The 18,609-nt window shown below is 74.3% G+C and carries 16 protein-coding genes and 1 pseudogene; 8 read left to right on the top strand and 9 right to left on the bottom strand.

Annotation, left to right across the window (positions count from 1 at the left end):
• Positions 1-10: 10 nt before the first annotated feature.
• Positions 11-676: a nitroreductase gene (locus tag ACWEMJ_RS16475; RefSeq protein ID WP_452137735.1), complete on the bottom strand. Its 666-nt coding sequence runs from the start codon at positions 674-676 to the stop codon at positions 11-13.
• A 268-nt stretch (positions 677-944) separates the two neighbouring features.
• Here ACWEMJ_RS16475 and ACWEMJ_RS16470 point away from each other — a divergent pair, with 268 nt between their 5' ends.
• From ACWEMJ_RS16470 to ACWEMJ_RS16455, 4 genes are all read left to right on the top strand, one after another.
• Positions 945-1,448 carry a hypothetical protein gene (locus tag ACWEMJ_RS16470; protein ID WP_452137734.1) on the top strand — a complete coding sequence of 168 codons (504 nt, stop codon included), beginning with the start codon at positions 945-947 and terminating at the stop codon, positions 1,446-1,448.
• A 234-nt stretch (positions 1,449-1,682) separates the two neighbouring features.
• Positions 1,683-2,660, top strand: coding sequence for a hypothetical protein (locus ACWEMJ_RS16465; RefSeq protein WP_452137733.1), 978 nt, complete (start codon positions 1,683-1,685; stop codon positions 2,658-2,660).
• A 119-nt stretch (positions 2,661-2,779) separates the two neighbouring features.
• On the top strand, positions 2,780-3,253 hold the full coding sequence (locus tag ACWEMJ_RS16460) for a Dps family protein (RefSeq protein ID WP_452137732.1): 474 nt from the start codon (positions 2,780-2,782) through the stop codon (positions 3,251-3,253).
• 101 nt (positions 3,254-3,354) lie between these two features.
• A complete protein-coding gene (locus tag ACWEMJ_RS16455) occupies positions 3,355-3,876 on the top strand; it encodes a GNAT family N-acetyltransferase (protein WP_452137731.1) in 522 nt (173 codons plus the stop codon).
• On the opposite strand, the gene ACWEMJ_RS16450 is transcribed toward ACWEMJ_RS16455, so the two are convergent.
• The 6 genes from ACWEMJ_RS16450 to ACWEMJ_RS16425 all read right to left on the bottom strand — a co-directional run bounded on the left by ACWEMJ_RS16450 (position 3,869) and on the right by ACWEMJ_RS16425 (position 11,791).
• Positions 3,869-6,976 carry an NACHT domain-containing protein gene (locus ACWEMJ_RS16450; protein WP_452137730.1) on the bottom strand — a complete coding sequence of 1,036 codons (3,108 nt, stop codon included), beginning with the start codon at positions 6,974-6,976 and terminating at the stop codon, positions 3,869-3,871. The two genes, ACWEMJ_RS16455 and ACWEMJ_RS16450, sit on opposite strands and share 8 nt — an antisense overlap.
• Before the next feature lie 2 nt (positions 6,977-6,978).
• A complete protein-coding gene (locus ACWEMJ_RS16445; RefSeq protein WP_452137729.1) occupies positions 6,979-7,299 on the bottom strand; it encodes a trypco2 family protein in 321 nt (106 codons plus the stop codon).
• A gap of 75 nt (positions 7,300-7,374) precedes the next feature.
• Positions 7,375-9,705, bottom strand: a complete 2,331-nt coding sequence (locus ACWEMJ_RS16440; protein ID WP_452137747.1) for an ATP-binding cassette domain-containing protein — start codon at positions 9,703-9,705, stop codon at positions 7,375-7,377.
• Between the two features lie 39 nt (positions 9,706-9,744).
• Positions 9,745-10,194 carry an SRPBCC family protein gene (locus tag ACWEMJ_RS16435; RefSeq protein WP_452137728.1) on the bottom strand — a complete coding sequence of 150 codons (450 nt, stop codon included), beginning with the start codon at positions 10,192-10,194 and terminating at the stop codon, positions 9,745-9,747.
• A 26-nt stretch (positions 10,195-10,220) separates the two neighbouring features.
• Positions 10,221-10,784, bottom strand: coding sequence for a TetR/AcrR family transcriptional regulator C-terminal ligand-binding domain-containing protein (locus tag ACWEMJ_RS16430; protein ID WP_452137727.1), 564 nt, complete (start codon positions 10,782-10,784; stop codon positions 10,221-10,223).
• A gap of 125 nt (positions 10,785-10,909) precedes the next feature.
• Positions 10,910-11,791, bottom strand: a complete 882-nt coding sequence (locus ACWEMJ_RS16425; RefSeq protein ID WP_452137726.1) for a LysR family transcriptional regulator — start codon at positions 11,789-11,791, stop codon at positions 10,910-10,912.
• 143 nt (positions 11,792-11,934) lie between these two features.
• Here ACWEMJ_RS16425 and ACWEMJ_RS16420 point away from each other — a divergent pair, with 143 nt between their 5' ends.
• Together ACWEMJ_RS16420 and ACWEMJ_RS16415 are read left to right on the top strand one after the other, a co-directional pair.
• Positions 11,935-12,399 (top strand): hypothetical protein, encoded by a 465-nt coding sequence (locus ACWEMJ_RS16420; RefSeq protein WP_452137725.1) that lies wholly within the window; start codon positions 11,935-11,937, stop codon positions 12,397-12,399.
• The gene (locus tag ACWEMJ_RS16415) at positions 12,392-13,993 is read left to right on the top strand and encodes a multicopper oxidase family protein (protein WP_452137724.1); all 1,602 of its coding nucleotides are present in this window, start codon (positions 12,392-12,394) and stop codon (positions 13,991-13,993) included. Before ACWEMJ_RS16420 ends, ACWEMJ_RS16415 begins: the two co-directional genes overlap by 8 nt.
• 141 nt (positions 13,994-14,134) lie before the next feature.
• On the opposite strand, the gene ACWEMJ_RS16410 is transcribed toward ACWEMJ_RS16415, so the two are convergent.
• Positions 14,135-15,205 carry a hypothetical protein gene (locus tag ACWEMJ_RS16410; protein ID WP_452137723.1) on the bottom strand — a complete coding sequence of 357 codons (1,071 nt, stop codon included), beginning with the start codon at positions 15,203-15,205 and terminating at the stop codon, positions 14,135-14,137.
• A gap of 178 nt (positions 15,206-15,383) precedes the next feature.
• On the opposite strand from ACWEMJ_RS16410, the gene ACWEMJ_RS16405 reads away from it, so the two are divergent.
• Positions 15,384-16,055 carry a TetR/AcrR family transcriptional regulator gene (locus ACWEMJ_RS16405; RefSeq protein ID WP_452137722.1) on the top strand — a complete coding sequence of 224 codons (672 nt, stop codon included), beginning with the start codon at positions 15,384-15,386 and terminating at the stop codon, positions 16,053-16,055.
• Positions 16,052-17,422: a carotenoid oxygenase family protein gene (locus tag ACWEMJ_RS16400; protein WP_452137721.1), complete on the top strand. Its 1,371-nt coding sequence runs from the start codon at positions 16,052-16,054 to the stop codon at positions 17,420-17,422. Before ACWEMJ_RS16405 ends, ACWEMJ_RS16400 begins: the two co-directional genes overlap by 4 nt.
• 106 nt (positions 17,423-17,528) lie before the next feature.
• On the opposite strand, the pseudogene ACWEMJ_RS16395 reads toward ACWEMJ_RS16400, so the two are convergent.
• Positions 17,529-17,856 (bottom strand): annotated as a pseudogene (locus tag ACWEMJ_RS16395) (response regulator); the annotation flags it as partial.
• Positions 17,857-18,609: the final 753 nt, after the last annotated feature.

The raw sequence follows: 18,609 nt of genomic DNA, 5'->3' as shown, positions 1-18,609 counted from the left end.
CCGGCCGACGTCACCCCCCGATGAAGCGCACCGTCTCCGCCAGGTCCGCCCGCCCGGTGCGCAGTCGCGGCACGCCCTCCTGCTCGAACCCCACGGAGACGCCGCAGAACAGCACGAGTCCGTCATCGGCCCCCACCGCCCGGCTGACGGTCTCCCGGTACACGGTCCACATCACCTGGGGGCAGCTGTGCAGCCCCTCGGCCCTCAGCAGCAGCATGACCGTCTGCAGGTACATCCCCGCGTCGGCCCACTGCCCGGGCCCCATCGTCCGGTCGAGGTAGCAGAACAGGACGGCCGGCGCCCCGAACGCCTCCGCGTTCAACGCAGCGATCTTCCTGGGCCGGTCCGGGTCGTCGCGCTCGATCCCCAGCGCCTCGTACCGCTGGGCGGCGGCAGCGGCGAAGCGGTCCAGGTACGGCGAGGCCAGCCCCTCCGGGTACATCGGGTACTCGCGCCCGTCGCCCGGGTCTCCCGCCAGCGCCCTGGCGGTCGCGGTCCGCTTGAGTTCGGCCAGGGGCTCGCCGGTGACGACGTACAGCTGCCAGGGCTGGAGGTTCCCGCTGGACGGAGCCCGCGTCGCCGCCGTCAGCACCCGTTCGAGCACCTCCTTGGGCACGGGCTCGTCGCTGAACGCCCGCACCGCCCGGCGACTGTCCACGGCCTCGTACACATCCACGTCTTCGCGTCCTCTCGATCGACCGGGCCCCCACCGTATTCAGCCGTCGGCACCGGACATCGCCGGGGGCGGACGCTACGGACGGGGGGAGCGGGGAGGGACGGAAGCCCGAGCGGGGGCGGAGCGGCCTGTGGTCCGTCGGTATGGAATGCGGAGCGAGGCCGCGCGAACGACGGGGCGAACGGTTAATAATCCGGGCAAACCGATCACCGCAGCCGGGTCCGCCGCCGCAGTGCGCGCCGCCCGGCCGGGACCACGAGGAACCCCCATGGCACCGCACTCCCGAGGCGCCGCGCTGGTCGCCGCCGCCGCCATCACCCTGCTCGTCGCGCCCTCCGCCGCCGCCCTCGGCGCACCGGTCCGGCCCGCCGAGTCCGCCCCCGTCACCGCCACGGCCGCCGAGCCGGGCGCGACGCCCGCCGACACCACCGCCGCCGACCCGCTCGGCACCGTCGGCGGCCTCACGCCCGGCGACTTCTTCGGGCGCGGCGACGTCGTCACCCCCGGCGGCGTCCCGCTGCCCGCCGACACCGCCACCCCCGGCGGCGTCCCGCAGCCGGTCGACGCCGCGACGCCCGGCGGCGTCCCGCAGCCGGTCGACGCCGCGACGCCCGGCGGCACCCCCGCCACCGGCGGCCTGCCCGCGCACCAGGACGACGACTCGCACGTCGCGCTGCGCCCCGTCGACAAGGTCTACCCGGCACTGCCGCCGCCCGGCCGGCTCGTCCACGGCGAACCCGTGGAGCGCGCCGTCGCCCAGCCCGGACGTTGACGGCCCGCCGCCGAAGCCCGCACCGCACCGCACCCTCCGCCCGCCACCGCGCCGACCGGCCGATGGCGGGCGGAACGCTGCTCGGCGCGGGACGGGGGGCGTGGGCGTGGGCGGGGCGGGGACGTGGGGGGCGGACGACGAGCGCCGGGCCTCGGCAAGGCGCTTCGCGCGACCGCCCCGGTGCGCGGAAAACCTGTGAGCCCCGCGTCGCCGGGCGGACGATACTGGTCCGCCATGACACGCGACGAGAATCCGACCGGGCCGGCGCTGCGCCGGGTGCTCGCCCGGCCGGGCGGGCCGGAAGCGCTGGAGCTGCTGGCCGAGGGCCTGACCGGGGCGGACCTGACCACGCTGCTGCTGGAGGTCTTCCGGCGGCGCGCCGACCGGCTCACCCCGGCCGAGGTGATGCGGCGCTACCGCACCGACCGGTTCGTGGCCCCGGCCCCGACGGGCTTCGCGCAGCTGCGACGAGTCGAGGACCTGCTGCTCTCGGCGCTGCCCGACGACTTCGAGCTGCTCACCCTGGCCCCGCTCGTGCCGCTGGCCGCGCACACGGCGGTCGCGACCGTCGACCCGCGCAAGGTCGTCGCCACCGTCCGGGGCAGCGAGGTCGCCGCCGACCCGACCAACGCCCTGGCGCTGGAGGCGGCCCGGCGCAGATCCGAGGCGCTGGCCGCCGACCCGCGCTCGGCCGTGCCGGTCCGGCTCGCAGCGAGTCAACGCGTGGTGCGCGCCCAGCACTTCGACGCCCCCGGCATGCTCGCCCACTTCCAGCTGTTCGCCCTGGTGACCGCCGGCCGGGACACCGGCAGCCGGACCTTCGAACAGCAACACCTGGTCGAGCACCTGCGGTTCGCCGCCCGGGCGACGGCACGTGCCGACGTGCAGCGGACGGAGATCCGCCTCACCCGCCTCGACGAGGCCGCCGCGCCGATCCTGGCGCGCGTGCGGACAGAGCTGGCCGGAACCCCGGGCCTCGACGTCGTCGACGATCCCGGCCGGACGAGCGGGCGCGGCTACTACACCGAGCTGTGCTTCAAGATCCACGTCACCGTCGACGGCCGACGACTGGAGGTCGCGGACGGCGGGTTCGTCGACTGGACCCAGCAGCTCACCGGGAACCGCAAGGAACGCCTGCTGATCAGCGGATTCGGCGTCGACCGGCTCGCGACGGCGCTGACGCCACCCACCCGCACCGACCCGCTGCCGTGACGGCCTGCCGCAGGGCCGTCACTGCCCGGGGTCGCGGGTTTCCGGTCCGCCGCAGGGGGCAGCCGGAGGGCGGCCGGACGTTCACCGGCCATCTCCCCCGAGGCGGAAAGGACCCTCCCATGGACCTCACCCACAGCCCCCTGGCGGACCGCGACCGCGACACGGCCGGGGACGCACTGCAGGGCGCCCTCGTCGACCTGGTGGACCTGTCCCTGGTGGCGAAGCAGGCGCACTGGAACCTCTACGGACCCCGGTTCCGCTCCGTCCACCTGCACCTCGACGAGGTGGTGGCGACGGCCCGCGAGTTCTCCGACCAGGTGGCCGAGCGGGCCGCCGCGATCGGCGTCAGCCCGGACGGGCGGGCCGGCACGGTGGCGAAGACCAGCGGCCTGCCCGAGTTCCCGGCCGGCTGGACCTCCGACGACGCGGCGGTCGCCCACCTGGTCGAGGCGTTCGGCGCCGTGATCGGGCGGATGCGGAAGCGGATCGAGAAGACCGAGGCGGCGGACCCCGTCACCCAGGACCTGCTGATCGCGGTCACCGCCGCACTCGAGAAGCACAGCTGGATGTTCCGCGCCGAGAACCAGAACTGACCGGCGCGGGCGCTCCGTCGACCTGTCGGCCCGGCGGAAAGCGCTGATGGGGCCCGTCATAGGGTGACGCTCCGAGTCGAGACGATCAGGAGTCGCCCACCATGCCGGACGAGATCACGCTGCGCCCCCTCACCGCAGAGGACGTCGACCTCTTCGAGCGCGAGCTCGCCGGCCCGGAGGGCGTCGGCCCCTACCAGTGGTTCGGCTACCGCTCGGCGGACGGCATCCGGCGCCGCTTCGCGGAGAACGGGCTGCTGGGGGCCGACAGCGGCGTCCTCGCCGTCGCGGAGGCCGGTCGGACGGTGGGCCGGGTGGAGTGGTTCGCCGCCAGTTGGGGCCGTCCCGAGACGTCCGCCTGCTGGTCGCTCGGCATCGGCCTGCTCCCGTCCGCGCAGGGCCGCGGCATCGGCACGCGGGCCCAACAGCTGCTCGCCGACTACCTGTTCGCGCACACCCGCGCCGAACGGCTCCAGGCCTGGACCGACTTCGCGAACCTCGCCGAGCAACGCGCCCTGGAGAAGGCCGGGTTCACCAGGGAGGGCGTGCTGCGCTCCGCGCAGTGGCGGGGCGGGCGGTGGCACGACCAGGTGATCTACTCGCTGCTGCGGACGGACGCTACCTGAAAAGGCGGACGGTGAGGCGGTCGGGCGCGAACCGGTTCCGGCCGATCAGGCGCGGCTCGGTGGCTGAGGCCGGGATGGTGAGAGTTAGTTGGAGATGGCGGGGGAGCTGCGTCAGGTCGAGTGAGGTGCAGTCGCTGGTGACCACGAGGTCCAGCCGATCAAGATTGGGGAACGCCGAGCAGAGGTGGACGAGCGGGTAGTTGGTGGCGACGTTGATCAGTTCCAAGCACTCAATGCCGGGCAGCGGTTCTTGTTCCAGCAGTGCGGCGGGGTCCGGTGTCAGCAGGGTGAGGGCCCGCAGTTTTCGCAGGCTCCGCACCATCGCCCACAGTTCGTCGAATCTCTGTTCAGCCCTGACGGATCGAATGGCGAGGAAGTCAAGTGGCATACCCCGCAAGGGAGTCAGGTCGACCAGATTCGGGCACTGGTAGAGGCCGAGGCTGCGAAGGTGCGGCCACTGCCGCAGGAAGGAGACGTCCCGCAGCCCCGGTAGCGACGAAAGGGTCAAGGATTGGAGCTGGTAGGCCAGTTGGCCCCACCGCTTTGGATCGACGGGCATTGCCGGACCACCGATCCAGGCGTTGCGAAGGGTTGGATGGTCGGCCAACGCATCGATATGTGCGGGCCATAGGATCGCGACAAGGACAGTGGAGAGATCGACCCGGTCTACCACTTGGTGGGCGAACGCTCCGGTCTCGAAGTGTCGCCATTGGCTCACCACCTGCGCTACCAGGCGCTCGTCCTCGGCCAGGGTCACCAGCAGCGTGAGCGCGTCGGCCCCGCCGATGAGGCCGAGGACGTCCGGGACCCGGTAGCCTGCTTCGGCCACCCGCGCCGGTTCGAGCTCGGCGAACTCCCTTAGAAGCGGCACCAGTTCCTCACCGACCGCAGCCAGCAGCAGTACGTCCGCCCGGTTCGCCTCGCATACCAGCGCAGGCAGGTGCTCGCGCAGCCCCGCCAGCACCGCCGCGCGCACCTCGCCGTCGAGTTCGGGGGCGCTCGGCAGGCAGGTGGCGGCGAGGAGGTGGATGGCGGGCTTGAGGTCGGCGGGGGCGGCGTCCGCGGCGGCGAGGATCGCGGTGAGGAGTTCGGCGCGTTCGCGGGGCCCGCAGTGGCCGACGGTCATGCGGATGACGTCGCCCCACTGTTCGTCGGCGGCGTGGCCGGCCAGCAGGCCGAAGTCGCGTTCCTCGCGGAACTCCATCGCGGCCAGGTAGTCCTGGAAGGTGCGGTGGATGAACTGAAAAGTGTCGGGCCCGGTCTCGGTGAGCAGGCCGGTGCGGTTGAGGAGGTGCACCCAGGCCTGCGCGGCGTCGGTGTGGCGGGCGACGGCGGGCAAGTGGGCCAGGGCCTTGGTGAGTTGGTCGAGCGCGTCGCGGCGGTGGCCCTCGGACTGGTTGTTGCGCACCAGCCAGTGGGCGATCCGCCGGAGCATCGCCAGTTGCTCCTCCTCGGAGGCCCGGAGCAGTTCCGCGCCCTGCACCCGCCGGCCCTCGTCGCGTTTGACCAGCATCATCGCCATCGCGTCGCGGTACAGCGCCATGCGGTGCCGGGGCAGCGCGCCGTCCGACTCTCGGTTCAGGGCGCAGATCATCGCGCAGAGCAGCGGGCTGTCGGTGAGCAGGGAGAGTTCCGGCACCGAGTCGAGGGCGCGGAGCAGGTCGGCCTGGTCCTGCTCGGTCTCGCGGCGCCAGCGCTGCTCCTGGGCGTCGTCACCGTGCGCGGTGTCGAGGAGTTCGCGGAGCGCGGCGCGGTGCCAGCGTTCGATGAAGTCGCGGCGGTCCTGGCTGTTCATCGGGCACAGCAGCAGTTCGTCGAAGCCCAGGTGGGCCAGCCAGTCCCGGGGGACGGCGGACGGGCGGACGGTGGCCACGGTGAGGGTGTCGGGGTAGTGGTCGAGGAGGCGCTCCAGCCAGGCCAGGGTCTCGTCGCGCTGCTCGTTCGGCACCTCGTCGAGGCCGTCGACCAGCAGCAGGGCGCGTCCGGTGGTGAGCAGGCGGTGGGCCCAGCCGGGTGGTTGGCGGTCGGCGCACATGCGGTCGTCGAGGGAGAGGAACTCCTCGGGGCGGGGCTGCATGACGCCCTTGCGGTGCAGTTTGCGGAGCTGGAGGACGAGCGGGACGCGGTGGTTGAACTCGGCGAGCTCCTCGCCGAGGGTGCCGTTGGTGGCGCCGACGGCCAGCCACTGCACCAGGGTGGTCTTGCCGGAGCCGGCCTCGCCGCGGATCAGCACCCGGCGGCGGTGCGCGAGGACGCGCTCGGCGCGCTGAGGGCCGCGGTCGGGGCCGGCGGCGGCCTCGGTGGAGCGGATCTCCAGGCTCAGGTAGGAGGTGGTGAGGTCCCAGCCGCGACGGCCGTGGCCGGCGGCCTGGCGGAGGCCGAAGACGCGGATCCGGCCGTAGTCGGCCTCGACGGCTTTCGCGTAGTCGGCCTCGAAGGCGCGGTCGGCGATCTCGGTGGCGGAAATGCCTTGCAGGTACGGGAGTTCGCCGAGGTGCTCGACGAGCGCGGCGCAGAAGTCGGGGTTGGCGAGCAGCGCCGTCATCGGGACCAGGTCGAGGCGGGAGTGCCCCCAGGCGGCGGGGTCCCGGTCCTGGACGGCGATGCCGAGCAGGCGGTCGCGGAACACGGCGGCCGCCCCGGACAGGCCCGACCAGGGCGAGTCGGTGTCGCGCCGCGAGCGCGGCGGGTGGTCCTGGACGACCAGCACCGGGCGGCCGCTCCGCTGCCCGGCGGCCGGGGTCAGCGTGACGCGCACCTGGACGGTGTCGAGGCGGTCCGCCCGGTCGCGTCCGGCCTGCGGGAAGCCCGTCAGGTGGCAGCCGGAGACCGGGTCGAGGGCGTCGACCGCGCCCCACGGCAACGGCTCGAAGCGGTCGGCGGGCGTCAGGTCGTGTTCGGCCAGCAGCAGGGCGGCGTCGAGCGAGGTCAGGGACCAGACGACGGTGCACCCCGTCCACCCGTTGCCGCCCAGCACCGCCGCCTCCGGCGCCGACCGGGTGACGTGCGCCGCCGTGAGGATCAGCCGGGGGCCGAGCAGGACGCCGCTGCCCTGGGTGGCGCCCCGGACCGCCGCCACGTGGTGGGGGAGGAACGGCACGGTCAGAATCCGTCCCGGCTGCCCAGGTCGGTGCTGGAGATGTCGACGCTGCCGCCGGTCTCCGCGTTCCTGGGCGTCAGCGTCACCGACACCTTGTGGGTGCGGGTGAGGGCCGCGCCCGCCTCCGCGTCGGCGGACAGCACCCAGGCCTTGATGCCGCCCTTGGCGCGGGCGTCGCGCTTGAGCTCCACGGTGAAGTCCAGGGTGACGGGGCCGACTTCGAACTGGATCGCCTGGCCGCGCCCGCGTTCGGAGGCGTTCAGCAGTTCCAGCCGGATCGCCTCGATGGCGTCGGCCAGTTCGATGTCATGACGGTCGGACAATTCATCCCCCACGGCTCGGATCTCCCCCGAGGGCCGAGCCTAGAGCGTCCGCCGCGCCGCGGTGGGGCGGTTGCGTCAAACCGAGCCCAGGTACGCCGCGAGGTACGGCGCCGTCGGGCTGCCCGCGGTGCCCGCGACCACCGCCGGGGCGCCGGTGGCGAGGACGCGGCCGCCCTCGGTGCCGCCGGCCGGGCCGAGGTCGATGAGGTGGTCGGCGGTGGCGATCAGCGGAAGGTGGTGCTCGGCGAGCAGGACGGTCGCGCCGGTGTCGACCAGACGGTGCAGCTGGGCGGTGAGGACCTCGCTGTCGGCGGGGTGCAGCCCGGTGGTCGGCTCGTCGAGGAGGTACAGCGTGTGCCGGCGCCGCGCCGCGTGCAACTCGGCTGCCAGCTTGACGCGTTGGGCCTCGCCACCGGACAGCTCGGGCGCGGGCTGACCGAGCCGCAGGTAGCCGAGGCCGACCTGCTGGAGGACGGTCAGGATCCGCGCGGCGGCCGGCACGTCGGCGAAGAACGGCGCGGCGGCGTCCACGGTGAGGCCGAGCACGTCGGCGATGGTCGCGCCGCGGTAGGTGATCTCCAGCGTCCGCGGGTTGTAGCGGCTGCCCCGGCAGTCGGGGCACGGGTTCCACGCGGTCGGCAGGAACAGCAGCTCGACCTCGATCGCGCCCGCCCCCTCGCAGGTCGGGCAGCGCCCGGAGGCGACGTTGAAGGAGAACCGCCCGGCGTCGTAGCCGCGCCGGCGGGCCTCGTCGGTGGCGGCGAACAGCTTGCGGACGGTGTCCAACAGGCCGGTGTAGGTGGCCAGGTTGGAGCGCGGGGTGCGGCCCAGCGGCGTCTGGTCGACCGTCACCACCCGCTCGACGGACGCCCCGGCCGCCGCCTCGGCCGCCGCGCCGAGCAGCGTCGACTTGCCCGCGCCCGAGACGCCCGTCACCGCCGTCAGGACGCCGAGCGGCACGTCCACGTCCACGCCGCGCAGGTTGTGCCGGGTGACGCCGCGCAGCCGCAGCACGCCCGACGGGGTGCGGCCCCGGGACGCGGGCGGCGGCGGGGGAGCGAACAGGAAACGGCGGGTCGCGGAGTCCGGCACCGACCGCAGGCCGTCCACCGGCCCGCTGTACAGCACCCGGCCGCCGCCCGCGCCCGCGCCCGGGCCGACGTCCACCAGCCAGTCCGCGCCGCGCACCACCGCCATGTCGTGCTCCACCACGAACACCGTGTTCCCGGCCGCGCGCAGCTCGGCGAGGACCTCGCGCAGCGCCTCGGTGTCCGCCGGGTGCAGACCCGCCGAAGGCTCGTCCAGGACGTACACCACCCCGAACAGGCCCGAGCGCAACTGCGTTGCCAGGCGCAGGCGTTGCAGCTCGCCGGTGGACAGCGTGGGGGCGGCGCGGTCGAGCGAGAGGTAGCCCAGGCCGAGGCGGCGCAGCGCCGCCAGCCGGTCGGCGAGATCGGCGGTGAGCAGGCCGGCCGGGCCGTCGCCGCCGGTGAACGGGCGCAGCAGCTCGGCGAGCCGGTCGGCCGGCAGCGCGGCCAGGTCGGTGATCGGCAGGCCCGCGAACGTCACCGCCAGCGCCTCCGGGCGCAGCCGGTGGCCGTGGCACACCGGGCACGGCGCCTGCTCCAGGAACGCCGCGGCCTTGGCGCGGGTCGCCTCGCTGCGGGACTCGGAGAACGCCTTCAGCACCAGTCGGCGGGCACTGCTGTACTTGCCCTGGTACGGGCGCTGGATCCGGCCGGGCTCGCGCTCCGGGTGGACGGTCACCACCGGCTGCTCGTCCGTGAACAGGATCCACTCGCGCAGCTCGGCCGGGAGCTCCCGCCACGGCCGGTCCAGGTCGTGGCCCAGCGCGCCCAGGATGTCCCGCAGGTTCTTGCCCTGCCACGCGCCCGGCCAGGACGCCACCGCGCCCTCGCGGATCGACAGCGACGGATCGGGAACCAGCGACGCCTCCGTCACCCGGTGCAGCACACCCTGCCCGTGGCACTCCGGGCACGCGCCCGCCGGCGTGTTCGGCGAGAACGCGTCCGAATCCAGCCGCGACGCGCCCGCCGGATAGTCGCCGCACCGCGACAGCAGCATCCGCAGCAAGTTCGACATGGTCGAGATGGTGCCCACCGAGGACCGCGAGGACGGCACCGACCGGCGCTGCTCCAACGCGACCGCCGGCGGCATCCCCGTCACCGAGTCCACCAGCGGCGCCTCCACCTGCCGCAACAGCCGCCGCGCGTACGGCGAGACCGACTCCAGGTACCGGTGCTGCGCCTCGGCGAACAGCGTGCCGAACGCCAGCGAGGACTTCCCCGACCCCGACACCCCCGTGAACGCCACCACTGCCCCGCGCGGCACCGCCACCGCGACGTCCCGCAGGTTGTGCACCCGCGCCCCGCGCACCCGCACCATGCCGTCGTCGTCGATCTCCGTGTCGTTCACCGTGCCACGCTACCCCGCGAACGCGGCCCGGCCTGCGAGGTTGGCGAGCGCGGTGGTGAACCGGGCCTCGGTGTCGCGGGCCGTGCGGCCGCGCAGGAACAGCGCCAGCAGGCCGGTGAAACGCTCGCGCTGCACCACCCGGACCCGGCCGTCGCCCAGGTCGGTGATCAGGTACGAGTGCGTGTTGTCGAGCAGCCCGGGCACCAGGAGGCGTCCGGCGCGGGTGAGTTCACGGCCGGGGGCGACGACGGTGAGCACCGGGCGGAAGGTCAGCTCGCGGCCGGACGCGGTGCGCACCACCTCGGTCTGGCGCGCGCCGACGGCGAGTTCGCCCTCGACCCGGACCACCACCGGGTGCCACTGCGGATAGCGGGCGTGGTCGGTCAGCAGCTGCCAGACGGCCTCCGGGGTACCCCGGAACTCGGCCTCGGCGCGGACCTCGCAGGCGAACAGGCTCATGACGGTCTCCCCCTGGACGATTCGGATCAGTGTGTGAGGTGCCGGGCCAAGGTGGCGTCCACCAGGGCCCGGGCGTAGCGGGCGTCCACCGGGTCGCCGCTGATCAGCAACCGGTAGTAGAGCGGGCCGACCAGTTGATCGAGGATCAGCGCCGGGTCCGCGCCCACCGGGAGCCCGCCCCGGGCGGCCGCCCGGTCGAGCAGGTCGGCGGCCACCGCGCGACGCTGCGCCCACAGGCCGCGCAGAGCCTCGCCGAGCTCCGGGTGGCGGGTGCCGGCGGCGATCAACTCGGCCACCAGCGCGCGGGTTCCGGGCTGCCGCAGGCCGGCCGCGATCGCGGTCAGCGTGCCGGTCAGATCGGCCCGGACGTCCCCGGTCTCCCGGATCGGCGCGGTCTCGAACATGGTGGCGAAGGCGGCCACCACCAGGTGGTCCTTGCTGGGCCACCGCCGGTACACGGTGGTCCTGGCGACCTCGGCCCGGGCGGCGGCCTCGTCCACCGCGAAGCCCGCGTACCCGCGCTCCCGCAGCAGCGCCCGCGCCGCCTCCAGCACCTTGGCGTCGACGCCGGTGTCCCGCGGCCTGGCCATGCCTCCGCCCCCTATTTCGCTACGCGTGTTTCGTAATGAAGGGAAGAGTAGATGAGGGGGCGGCGATTGCGCAACACGTGTAGCGGAACGGGGGGCAGGCTTGTGCGCGGCGCTGCGGGCCGGTGTCAATCAGCCGTCTGCCAGGGCCAGTTGAGCAGTACGGACTGCATCAGCGCGGCAGCCGGCGAGAGGCGGGCGGTACTGGACCAGTGGAGGGTGAGGGTGCGGCGGCAGGCGGGAGAGTCGACGGGGAGGAGGGCGAGGGGCAGCCGGGCGGCGGTCCGGCGGCCGACGGCGGGGATCAGGCCGACACCGAGGTCGGCGGTGATCAGGTCGGCGATGGCGGCGAGTTCGTCGCTCTCGCAGACGATCCGGGGCGGGTGGCCGAGGGTGGTGAAGAGGTGGTCGAGCAGGCGGCGGTTCCAGTGGCCCGGGCGGGCGGTGATGAACGGGAGCGGGGCCAGGTCGGCGAGGGCCACCGCGTCGCGGCCGGCCAGCGGGTGCTCGCGGGAGACCGCCAACGAGACCGGCTCGTCCAGGAGTTGGGCGCTGTGCAGGCCCTCGGTGCGGACCGGCTGGGAGGCGACGCACAGATCGACCTCGTGGGCGCGCAGTTGGCGCGCCATCAGGTCGGCCGGCAGCTGCCGCAGGTCGATCTCGGCGGCGGGGTGGGCGCGTTTGTACGCGGCGAGCGGGGCGGTGAAGGTCAGGAAGGTCTCGGACGCCAGCCGGACCGTCCCGAAGCCGTCGCCCGCCGCCTCCGCGACGGCCCGGCGGCCGGCCTCCAGCTCGCCGAGGCAGCGCTCCGCGTAGCCGCGGAACAGCCGGCCGGCCTCGTTCAGGCGCAGCCGCCCGCCGCGGTCGAACAGCGGGGTGCCGAGTTCGTCCTCCAGGCGGGCGATGGTGCGGCTCAACGAGGGCTGGGCGACCCGGAGTTCCTCGGCGGCGCGGCTCAGGTGCTCCAGCCGCGCCACCACCAGGAACTGGGTCAGTGCGTGCAGATCCATGATCGCGCTCCCCCGTCGGCGGCCATGCCCGGAGCGGCATAACCCCATAGCAATATTGATCTTAGACGCGATAGCAGTCGGGGCATAGCGTCGTAGCGGCGACAAGTTCCGTTCGCCGCACCAGGATTGAGGGAGTCCCCGCCATGGCCGTGCCAGCCGTCCCCGAAGCCGCCGACCGCACCGGCCCGGCCGAGGGCAGTACCGGCCCGGAAGGCCGTACCGGCCCCGCCGGGAAGGTGTTGCGCGTCCTGGCCGCCGCGCACACGGTGGCCGTGTACGGGCAGCCCGTGTTCGCCGGCGTCTACCTCAGCGGCTCCTACGACGGGCTCGGCTGGCACCTGGCCGGGGCGAACGCCGTCACCAGCCTCGGCTACCTGCAACTGATCGCCGCGATGGTGCTGCGCTTCCGCAGCCGGCCGAGCTGGCCGCTGATCGGCACCGCCGCGGTGGTGGTCGCCGAGACCGTCCAGTACTTCGCCGGACTCGACGGCGCGCTCTGGCTGCACCTGCCGCTCGGCGTGCTCACCATCGCCGCGCTGACCGTCCTGACCGTCGGCCTGCTGCGCACCCCGCTGCCCGGCCGGGCCCCGGAGGCGGGCCGTGACTGAGCGCCGATTCGCCGTCAGCAGGCGGCAGTTCCTCGCGATCGGCGGCGCGTTCGGCGCGCTGACGGCGGGCGGTCTGGCCTCCGCCGCCGCGCTCGCCCACCGCCCGGCCGGCACCGGCGCCCTGCTGCGCAGCGCGATCGGGCTGCCGCCGGCGTTCCGGGTGCCGCTGCCGAGGCCGCAGGTGCTGGCGCCGGTCTCCACCGCCGGCGGCGTCGACCGGTACGAGATCACCCAGCGCGAGGCGGTCGCCGAGATCCTGCCCGGCGTGCGCACTCCCGTGTGGACGTACGGCGGCGGCTTCCCCGGCCCGACGGTCGAGGCCCGGCGCGGCCGCCCCACGGTGATCACCCACCGCAACGAACTGCCCGTGCCGACCGTGGTCCACCTGCACGGCGGACGCACCCCCGCCGAGCACGACGGCTACCCCACCGACCTTGTCCTGCCCGGGAGTTGGACGGCCGGCGGCGGCCACCACGACCACGGCGGCGGTGGGGCGGCGATGGCGGACCCGCGCGCCGTGCAGAGCCGGGTGGTGCGCGAGTACGCCTTCCCCAACGAGCAGCGCGCCACCATGCTCTGGTACCACGACCACCGGATGGACTACACCGCGCCCGCGATCTGGCGCGGCCTGGCCGGACTGCACGTGATCCGCGACGACGCCGAGAGCGCGCTCGAACTGCCGGGCGGAGAGCGGGAGTTGCCGCTGGTGATCACCGACCGGGCGTTCGCCGCCGACGGGAGCCTGCGCTACCCGTCGCTCGACCCGGCGCTGCGCGACCGGCCGGGCGTCCAGGAGCCGTACATGGCGGGGGTGCTGGGCGATGTGATCCTGGTCAACGGCGCGCCGTGGCCGGTGCACGAGGTGGCGGCGGTGCGGCACCGGCTGCGGGTGCTGAACGCGTCCAACGCCCGGCACTACGAGCTGGAGGCGGTCGACCAGGACGGCCGTAGCCTGGAGTTGACCCAGATCGGCGCCGATCAGGGCCTGCTGGCAGCGCCGGTGGGCCACCGCCGGCTGCCGCTCGCGCCGGCCGAACGGTACGACCTGCTGGTCGACTTCGGCGCGGTGCGGGTGGGCGGCACGGTGCGGCTGCTGAACCGCCTGGGCAGCGGCCGGACCCGCGAGGTGATGGCGTTCCGGGTGGTGCGGGCGCAGCGCGAGGACACCCCGGCGCCGACCGCGCTGGCCACCGACCTGCCCGAGTGGCGGCGCGAAGACGCCGTCCGCACAAGGGAGTTCGCGTTCCGGGCCGGACGGATGGGGGAGGGGAGGGGCTGGCTGATCGGCGGCCGACCGTTCGACCCGGCCCGCGAGGACGTGGCCGTGCGGCTCGGCGACCTGGAGGTGTGGCGGCTGATCGCGGACGTCCACCACCCCGTCCACCTGCACCTGGTGGGCTTCCGCGTGCTCACCCGGGGCGGCCGCGCCCCGCTGCCGCACGACGCCGGGCTGAAGGACACCGTCTCGCTGCGACCGGGCGAGGCCGCCGAGATCATCACCCGCTTCGACGGCTACCGGGGCCGGTACCTGTTCCACTGCCACAACGCGGAGCACGAGGACATGGGGATGATGGCGAACCTGGAGGTGCGCTGAGAGGCGCCGTGCGGCGCAGGCGTCGGCGAGGGGTGCGGTGTGCGCGGATGCCGGGGCGAGGGCCCGCCAGGCGGGAGCGAGGGGGATCGGGATGACGGCGAACTTGGAGGTGCGCTGAGAGGCGCCGTCGGCGGCGGCGCGTCAGGCGCGGGTGAGGGTGACGGGTGAGGAGGCGCCGGTGGCCAGTAGGTGCGGTCGGCCGGTGCCGTCGGCGGGGACGGACCACAGGTCGGTGGCGTGGCCGCCGTCCTGCGCGGGCAGCGCGTAGCCGAGCGTCGCGGCGTCCAGCCAGACCGCCTGGTCGTCCACCGAGCGGGCCTCGGCGACGGGGTGTTCGCGCAGGTCGGCGAGGTCGAGGACGTAGAGCCGCCACGGGTCGGCGGGGCCGGGTGAGACCCGCTTCTTGAAGGCGATCCGGGTGCCGTCGGGCGACAGCGACGGGCACTCGACGTTCTCCCGCAGGGCGTGCGCCGACCAGGCCCGCAGGTCGCCCTGCACCAGGTGGGTGTGGCCGCCGGTGGAGACGGTGGCGTAGAAGCGGTTGTCGTCGGAGGCGAAGGTGACGCTCCAGTAGTTGACGTCGGCGGCATGCGGGTGCAGGCCGTCGATGGTCAGTGGAATGGCCTCCAGCGACTTGACCACGGAGCCGGTGCGCAGGTCGAGGATCGAGGTGCGGGTGGCGAAGCCCGCGGCGGCGTACGAGCGGCCGGCCGCGAAGGTCGTCCAGGACAGCACGTGGCCGGACGGGGAGACCCGGGCGCGGCTCGGCAGGCCGGGCAGCACGAGGGTCTGCAGCCGGTGGAAGTGCCGGTCGTAGACCACCGCCTCGGTGCAGGCGGGCCGGCCGGGCTTGGTGCGCAGGCACAGCGCCCGGTCGCCCGCCGCGTAGAAGCGCTCGCAGGACGGGCCGCCGACGATCGCCGTCCCGCCCACGGGGTGCGGGGTGCGGGCGATCCGCCCGGAGGCGGCGTCGCGGTAGTACAGGCCCGGCTCGTCGAGGGTGAAGGTGGCGTCGGCGCGGACGATCCGGTGCGGGCCGTCGCGATGGCAGGTGTGCAGCGCGAACCCGAGGGCGCCGCCGAGCATCGTGACCACGACCACCATCAGCACCACCAGGCGCGCCCCGGCCGCCGGCCGCTCCGTCGAGTCCGGTGCGAGGAACGCCTCCTGGGTGTCCTCGAACAGGTTCGCGGGGGTGGTCTCGGTCGTCATGGGGGGGCTTCCCTTCGAGCAGGATGACTCCCGAGATTAGTTGAAAGGAAAGTTTCCTACCAGTAAGTCACCAGCAGGTCGCCACCCAGAACTGCCGTGCGGTAACGGCACGCTGACGGTGCGACGGATTGTCGGACAAGGTGGGTAACGCTGTTACCCATGGGCTACAGTGTTACCCGTGAACGAGCCGAGCACACCGAAACCGTCCACGGGCGCGCCGCCGAGCACGCCCTACCAGGACGCCCAACGCGCAGGCCAGAGCGCCGTGCGGACCGCGATCCTCGACCACGCCATCGACCTGCTGGTCACCGAGGGCCCCGCCGCGCTGACCATGCGCCGGATCGCCGCCGGCATCGGCGCCTCGACCAAGGTCCTGTACACCATGTTCGGCGGCAAGGAGGGCCTGGCCGACGCCCTCTACCGCGAGGGCTTCGCCCGCCTGCGCCGCGCCCAGCAGCACGTCCCGCCCGCCGCCGACCCGTTGAGCGCCCTGAACGCCCTCGGCGCGGCCTACCGCGCGCACGCCCTCGCCGAACCCGCCTACTACCGGGTGATGTTCGAGCAGGCGGTGCCCGGCTACCGGCCCGGACCCGAGGCGCTCGCCGCCGCCGACCACGCCTTCGACGCCTCCGTGGCCGCCGTCCGGGCCTGCATCGACGCGGGCGTCTTCGCGCCCGGCGACGCGCACGAGATCTCCAAACTCCTCTGGGCGGCCGCCCACGGCGCGGTCAGCCTGGAACTCGCCGGCCACTTCCCGCCGGAGAGCGCCGCCCGACGCTTCGACGCCCTGCTGACGGCCGTGGGCCGGGCGTTCCTCGCCGACCCGAACGGACAAGGAAGCCCCGCATGACGACGGTCAACCGCTACCTGACGGGCAGCTTCGCCCCCGTCACCGAAGAGACCACCGCCCACGACCTGCCCGTCACCGGCCGCATCCCCGCCCACCTGAACGGCCGCTACCTGCGCAACGGCCCCAACGCGCTCGGCGTCGAGGACCCCGCCGCGCACATCTGGACGCTCGGCCCGGGCATGGTGCACGGCGTCCGGATCCGCGACGGCCGCGCCGAGTGGTACCGCAACCGCTGGGTGCGCTCCGCCGCCGTCGCCGACCGCCTCGGCGAGCCGCGCCGGGGCACGCCCGCCGACCCGCGCCTCGACTTCGCCCCGAACGTCCAGGTCGCCGCGCTGGCCGGCCGCACCTACGCGCTGATCGAGGGCGGCCTGCGCCCCTACGAACTCGGCTACGAACTCGACACCCTGGGCCCCTGCGACCTCGGCGCCACCCTCGAGGGCTACAGCGCCAACGCGCACTCCGTCTTCGACCCGCACACCCGCGAACTGCACTCGCTCGCCTTCCGGTACGGCGTCGAGCACGTCCAGCACATCGTCATGGACGCCACCGGCGCCGTCCGCCGCAGCACGCTGATCCACACCCCCGGCAACCCGTACATGCACGACTTCGCGCTGACCGAGCACCACGTCGTCCTCTACGACGCGCCCGTCCTGTTCAGCCCCGCCCAGCTGCCCACCGGCGTGCCGTTCGGCTGGGACGACACCCACCCGGCCCGGGTCGGCGTCATGCCGCGCGCCGGCGGGCCGGTGCGCTGGTTCGAGGTCGCGCCGTGCCTGGTCGGGCACACCCTCAACGCGTACGAGGACGGCGCCGAACTGGTCGTCGACGTGGTCCGCCACCCCGAGGGCTTCGACATCCGCGACTTCGGCCGCAGCCGCCCCACCCTGGACCGCTGGCGCATCGACCTGGCCGCGGGCACCCTCCGCGAGGAACGCCTGGACGACCGCACCCAGGAGTTCCCCCGGGTCGACCCCCGCCGGGCCGGCCGCCCGCACCGCTACGGGTACGCCGTCGCGGCCGAACTGTACGCCGCGCCCACCGGCCCCGACGACCCGCGCCCCGACGAGGGGTTCAGCAGCGCCCTGCTCAAGCACGACCTGCTGCGCGGCACCGTCGAGGCCCACGAGTTCGGCCGGTTCGGGGCCGTCGGCGAAGCCGTGTTCGTCCCCGCCGAATCACCCGCCGCCGAGGACGACGGCTACCTGATGGCCTACGCCCACGACCCCGAACGCGGCGCCGCCGACCTGGTGATCCTCGCCGCGCAGGACTTCACCGGCGAGCCCGTCGCCCGCATCCACCTGCCCGTGCGGGTGCCGCTCGGCCTGCACGGCAACTGGGTGCCCGACGGCCCGGCCGGTCACTGACGCGCACCCGCCGAACTCGCCCTGCCCGCAGCCGGGTTGGCCGACGCGCCGGCGATCGCGTGCCGGGTCGGCGCGGGCAGCGTGGCGTGCCTGCGCCGCTCCCGGTGCAGCTCGACGTGGACGGCGACCTTGGCGCGCAGCGCCCACGGATCGACCGGCTTCGGGATGAAGTCGACCGCGCCCGCCGCGTAGCCGCGCATCGAATGGTCCGGGTCGGTGCCGATCGCGGTGACGAAGATGATCGGGATGTCCCGGGTCCGGGCCCGCCGCTTGATGTGCGCGGCGGTCTCGTAGCCGTCCATCCCGGGCATCTGCACATCCAGCAGGATCACCGCGAACTCGTCCGGCTCCAGCAGCGCCCGCAGCGCGTCCGGGCCCGACGCGGCCCGCACCAGCCGGTGCCCGTGCGGGCCGAGGACCTCCTCCAGCACCATCAGGTTGTCCGGCCGGTCGTCCACCAGCAGCACCTTCGGCGGCGGCCCCTCCTGCGGCGCCCGGGCCGTCGGCGCCGCCGCCGACGGGAGCTCCGCCAGGCCCTGCTGCTGCTCCACCAGGGCGAGTTGACGCTCGAACAGGTCGCAGCGGGTCTCCGCGCACACCGCCCGGTCCCGCGCCCTGGCCAGCTCCTCGGTCAGCCGGTCCACCTCGCGGGCCAGCGCGTCCCGCTCCTCCAGCAGCGGACCCCGATCGGCCGGCTGCGGCCGCTGCTCGGGCGTCGCGGGCGGCGGACGGTGCTCCAACCGCACCAGCCGGGCGTCCAGATCGGCGATCGACTGCCGGGTGTCGTCCAGCGCGTGGTCCAACTGCTCCTCGCGCGCCCCCGCCCGCCGCGCCTCCCGGTCGGCCGCCTGCAACTGCTCCTCCAACTGCTGCACCGCCCGGCAGATCGACGCCGCCGTGCGCAGCGCCGCCCGGTGCCGGGCCCGCAGCCGGTCCATGGCCGCCGCGTCCAGCCGCACCCCGCAGTCCTCGTCCAGGTGGTGCAGCAACTCCTCGACGAACGGCCACGGCGCGATCCGCGATCCCGCCAAGTACCGGGACAGCGTGCCCGGGTTGAGGTAGCAGCGGGTCGCGTACCGGCGCACCGAGATGCCCAGCTCCAGGAACAGCCCCCGCAGGGTCTCGGCGAACTCCCGGCACTCCCTGTTCAGTTCACGGTCGAGCGGCTGGAGCCCGCCGTCCCGGAC

The sequence above is a fragment of the Kitasatospora sp. NPDC004531 genome (assembly GCF_053602195.1).
This window is presented reverse-complemented; position numbering and strand designations above follow the sequence as displayed.

Excerpts from the sequence above, each read along its gene's own strand:
- ACWEMJ_RS16470 (WP_452137734.1), top strand. The coding sequence starts at position 945 with ATGGCACCGCACTCCCGAGGCGCCGCGCTGGTCGCCGCCGCCGCCATC.
- ACWEMJ_RS16465 (WP_452137733.1), top strand. The coding sequence starts at position 1,683 with ATGACACGCGACGAGAATCCGACCGGGCCGGCGCTGCGCCGGGTGCTC.
- ACWEMJ_RS16460 (WP_452137732.1), top strand. The coding sequence starts at position 2,780 with ATGGACCTCACCCACAGCCCCCTGGCGGACCGCGACCGCGACACGGCC.
- ACWEMJ_RS16455 (WP_452137731.1), top strand. The coding sequence starts at position 3,355 with ATGCCGGACGAGATCACGCTGCGCCCCCTCACCGCAGAGGACGTCGAC.
- ACWEMJ_RS16440 (WP_452137747.1), bottom strand. The coding sequence starts at position 9,705 with ATGGTGCGGGTGCGCGGGGCGCGGGTGCACAACCTGCGGGACGTCGCG.
- ACWEMJ_RS16435 (WP_452137728.1), bottom strand. The coding sequence starts at position 10,194 with ATGAGCCTGTTCGCCTGCGAGGTCCGCGCCGAGGCCGAGTTCCGGGGT.
- ACWEMJ_RS16430 (WP_452137727.1), bottom strand. The coding sequence starts at position 10,784 with ATGGCCAGGCCGCGGGACACCGGCGTCGACGCCAAGGTGCTGGAGGCG.
- ACWEMJ_RS16425 (WP_452137726.1), bottom strand. The coding sequence starts at position 11,791 with ATGGATCTGCACGCACTGACCCAGTTCCTGGTGGTGGCGCGGCTGGAG.
- ACWEMJ_RS16420 (WP_452137725.1), top strand. The coding sequence starts at position 11,935 with ATGGCCGTGCCAGCCGTCCCCGAAGCCGCCGACCGCACCGGCCCGGCC.
- ACWEMJ_RS16410 (WP_452137723.1), bottom strand. The coding sequence starts at position 15,205 with ATGACGACCGAGACCACCCCCGCGAACCTGTTCGAGGACACCCAGGAG.
- ACWEMJ_RS16400 (WP_452137721.1), top strand. The coding sequence starts at position 16,052 with ATGACGACGGTCAACCGCTACCTGACGGGCAGCTTCGCCCCCGTCACC.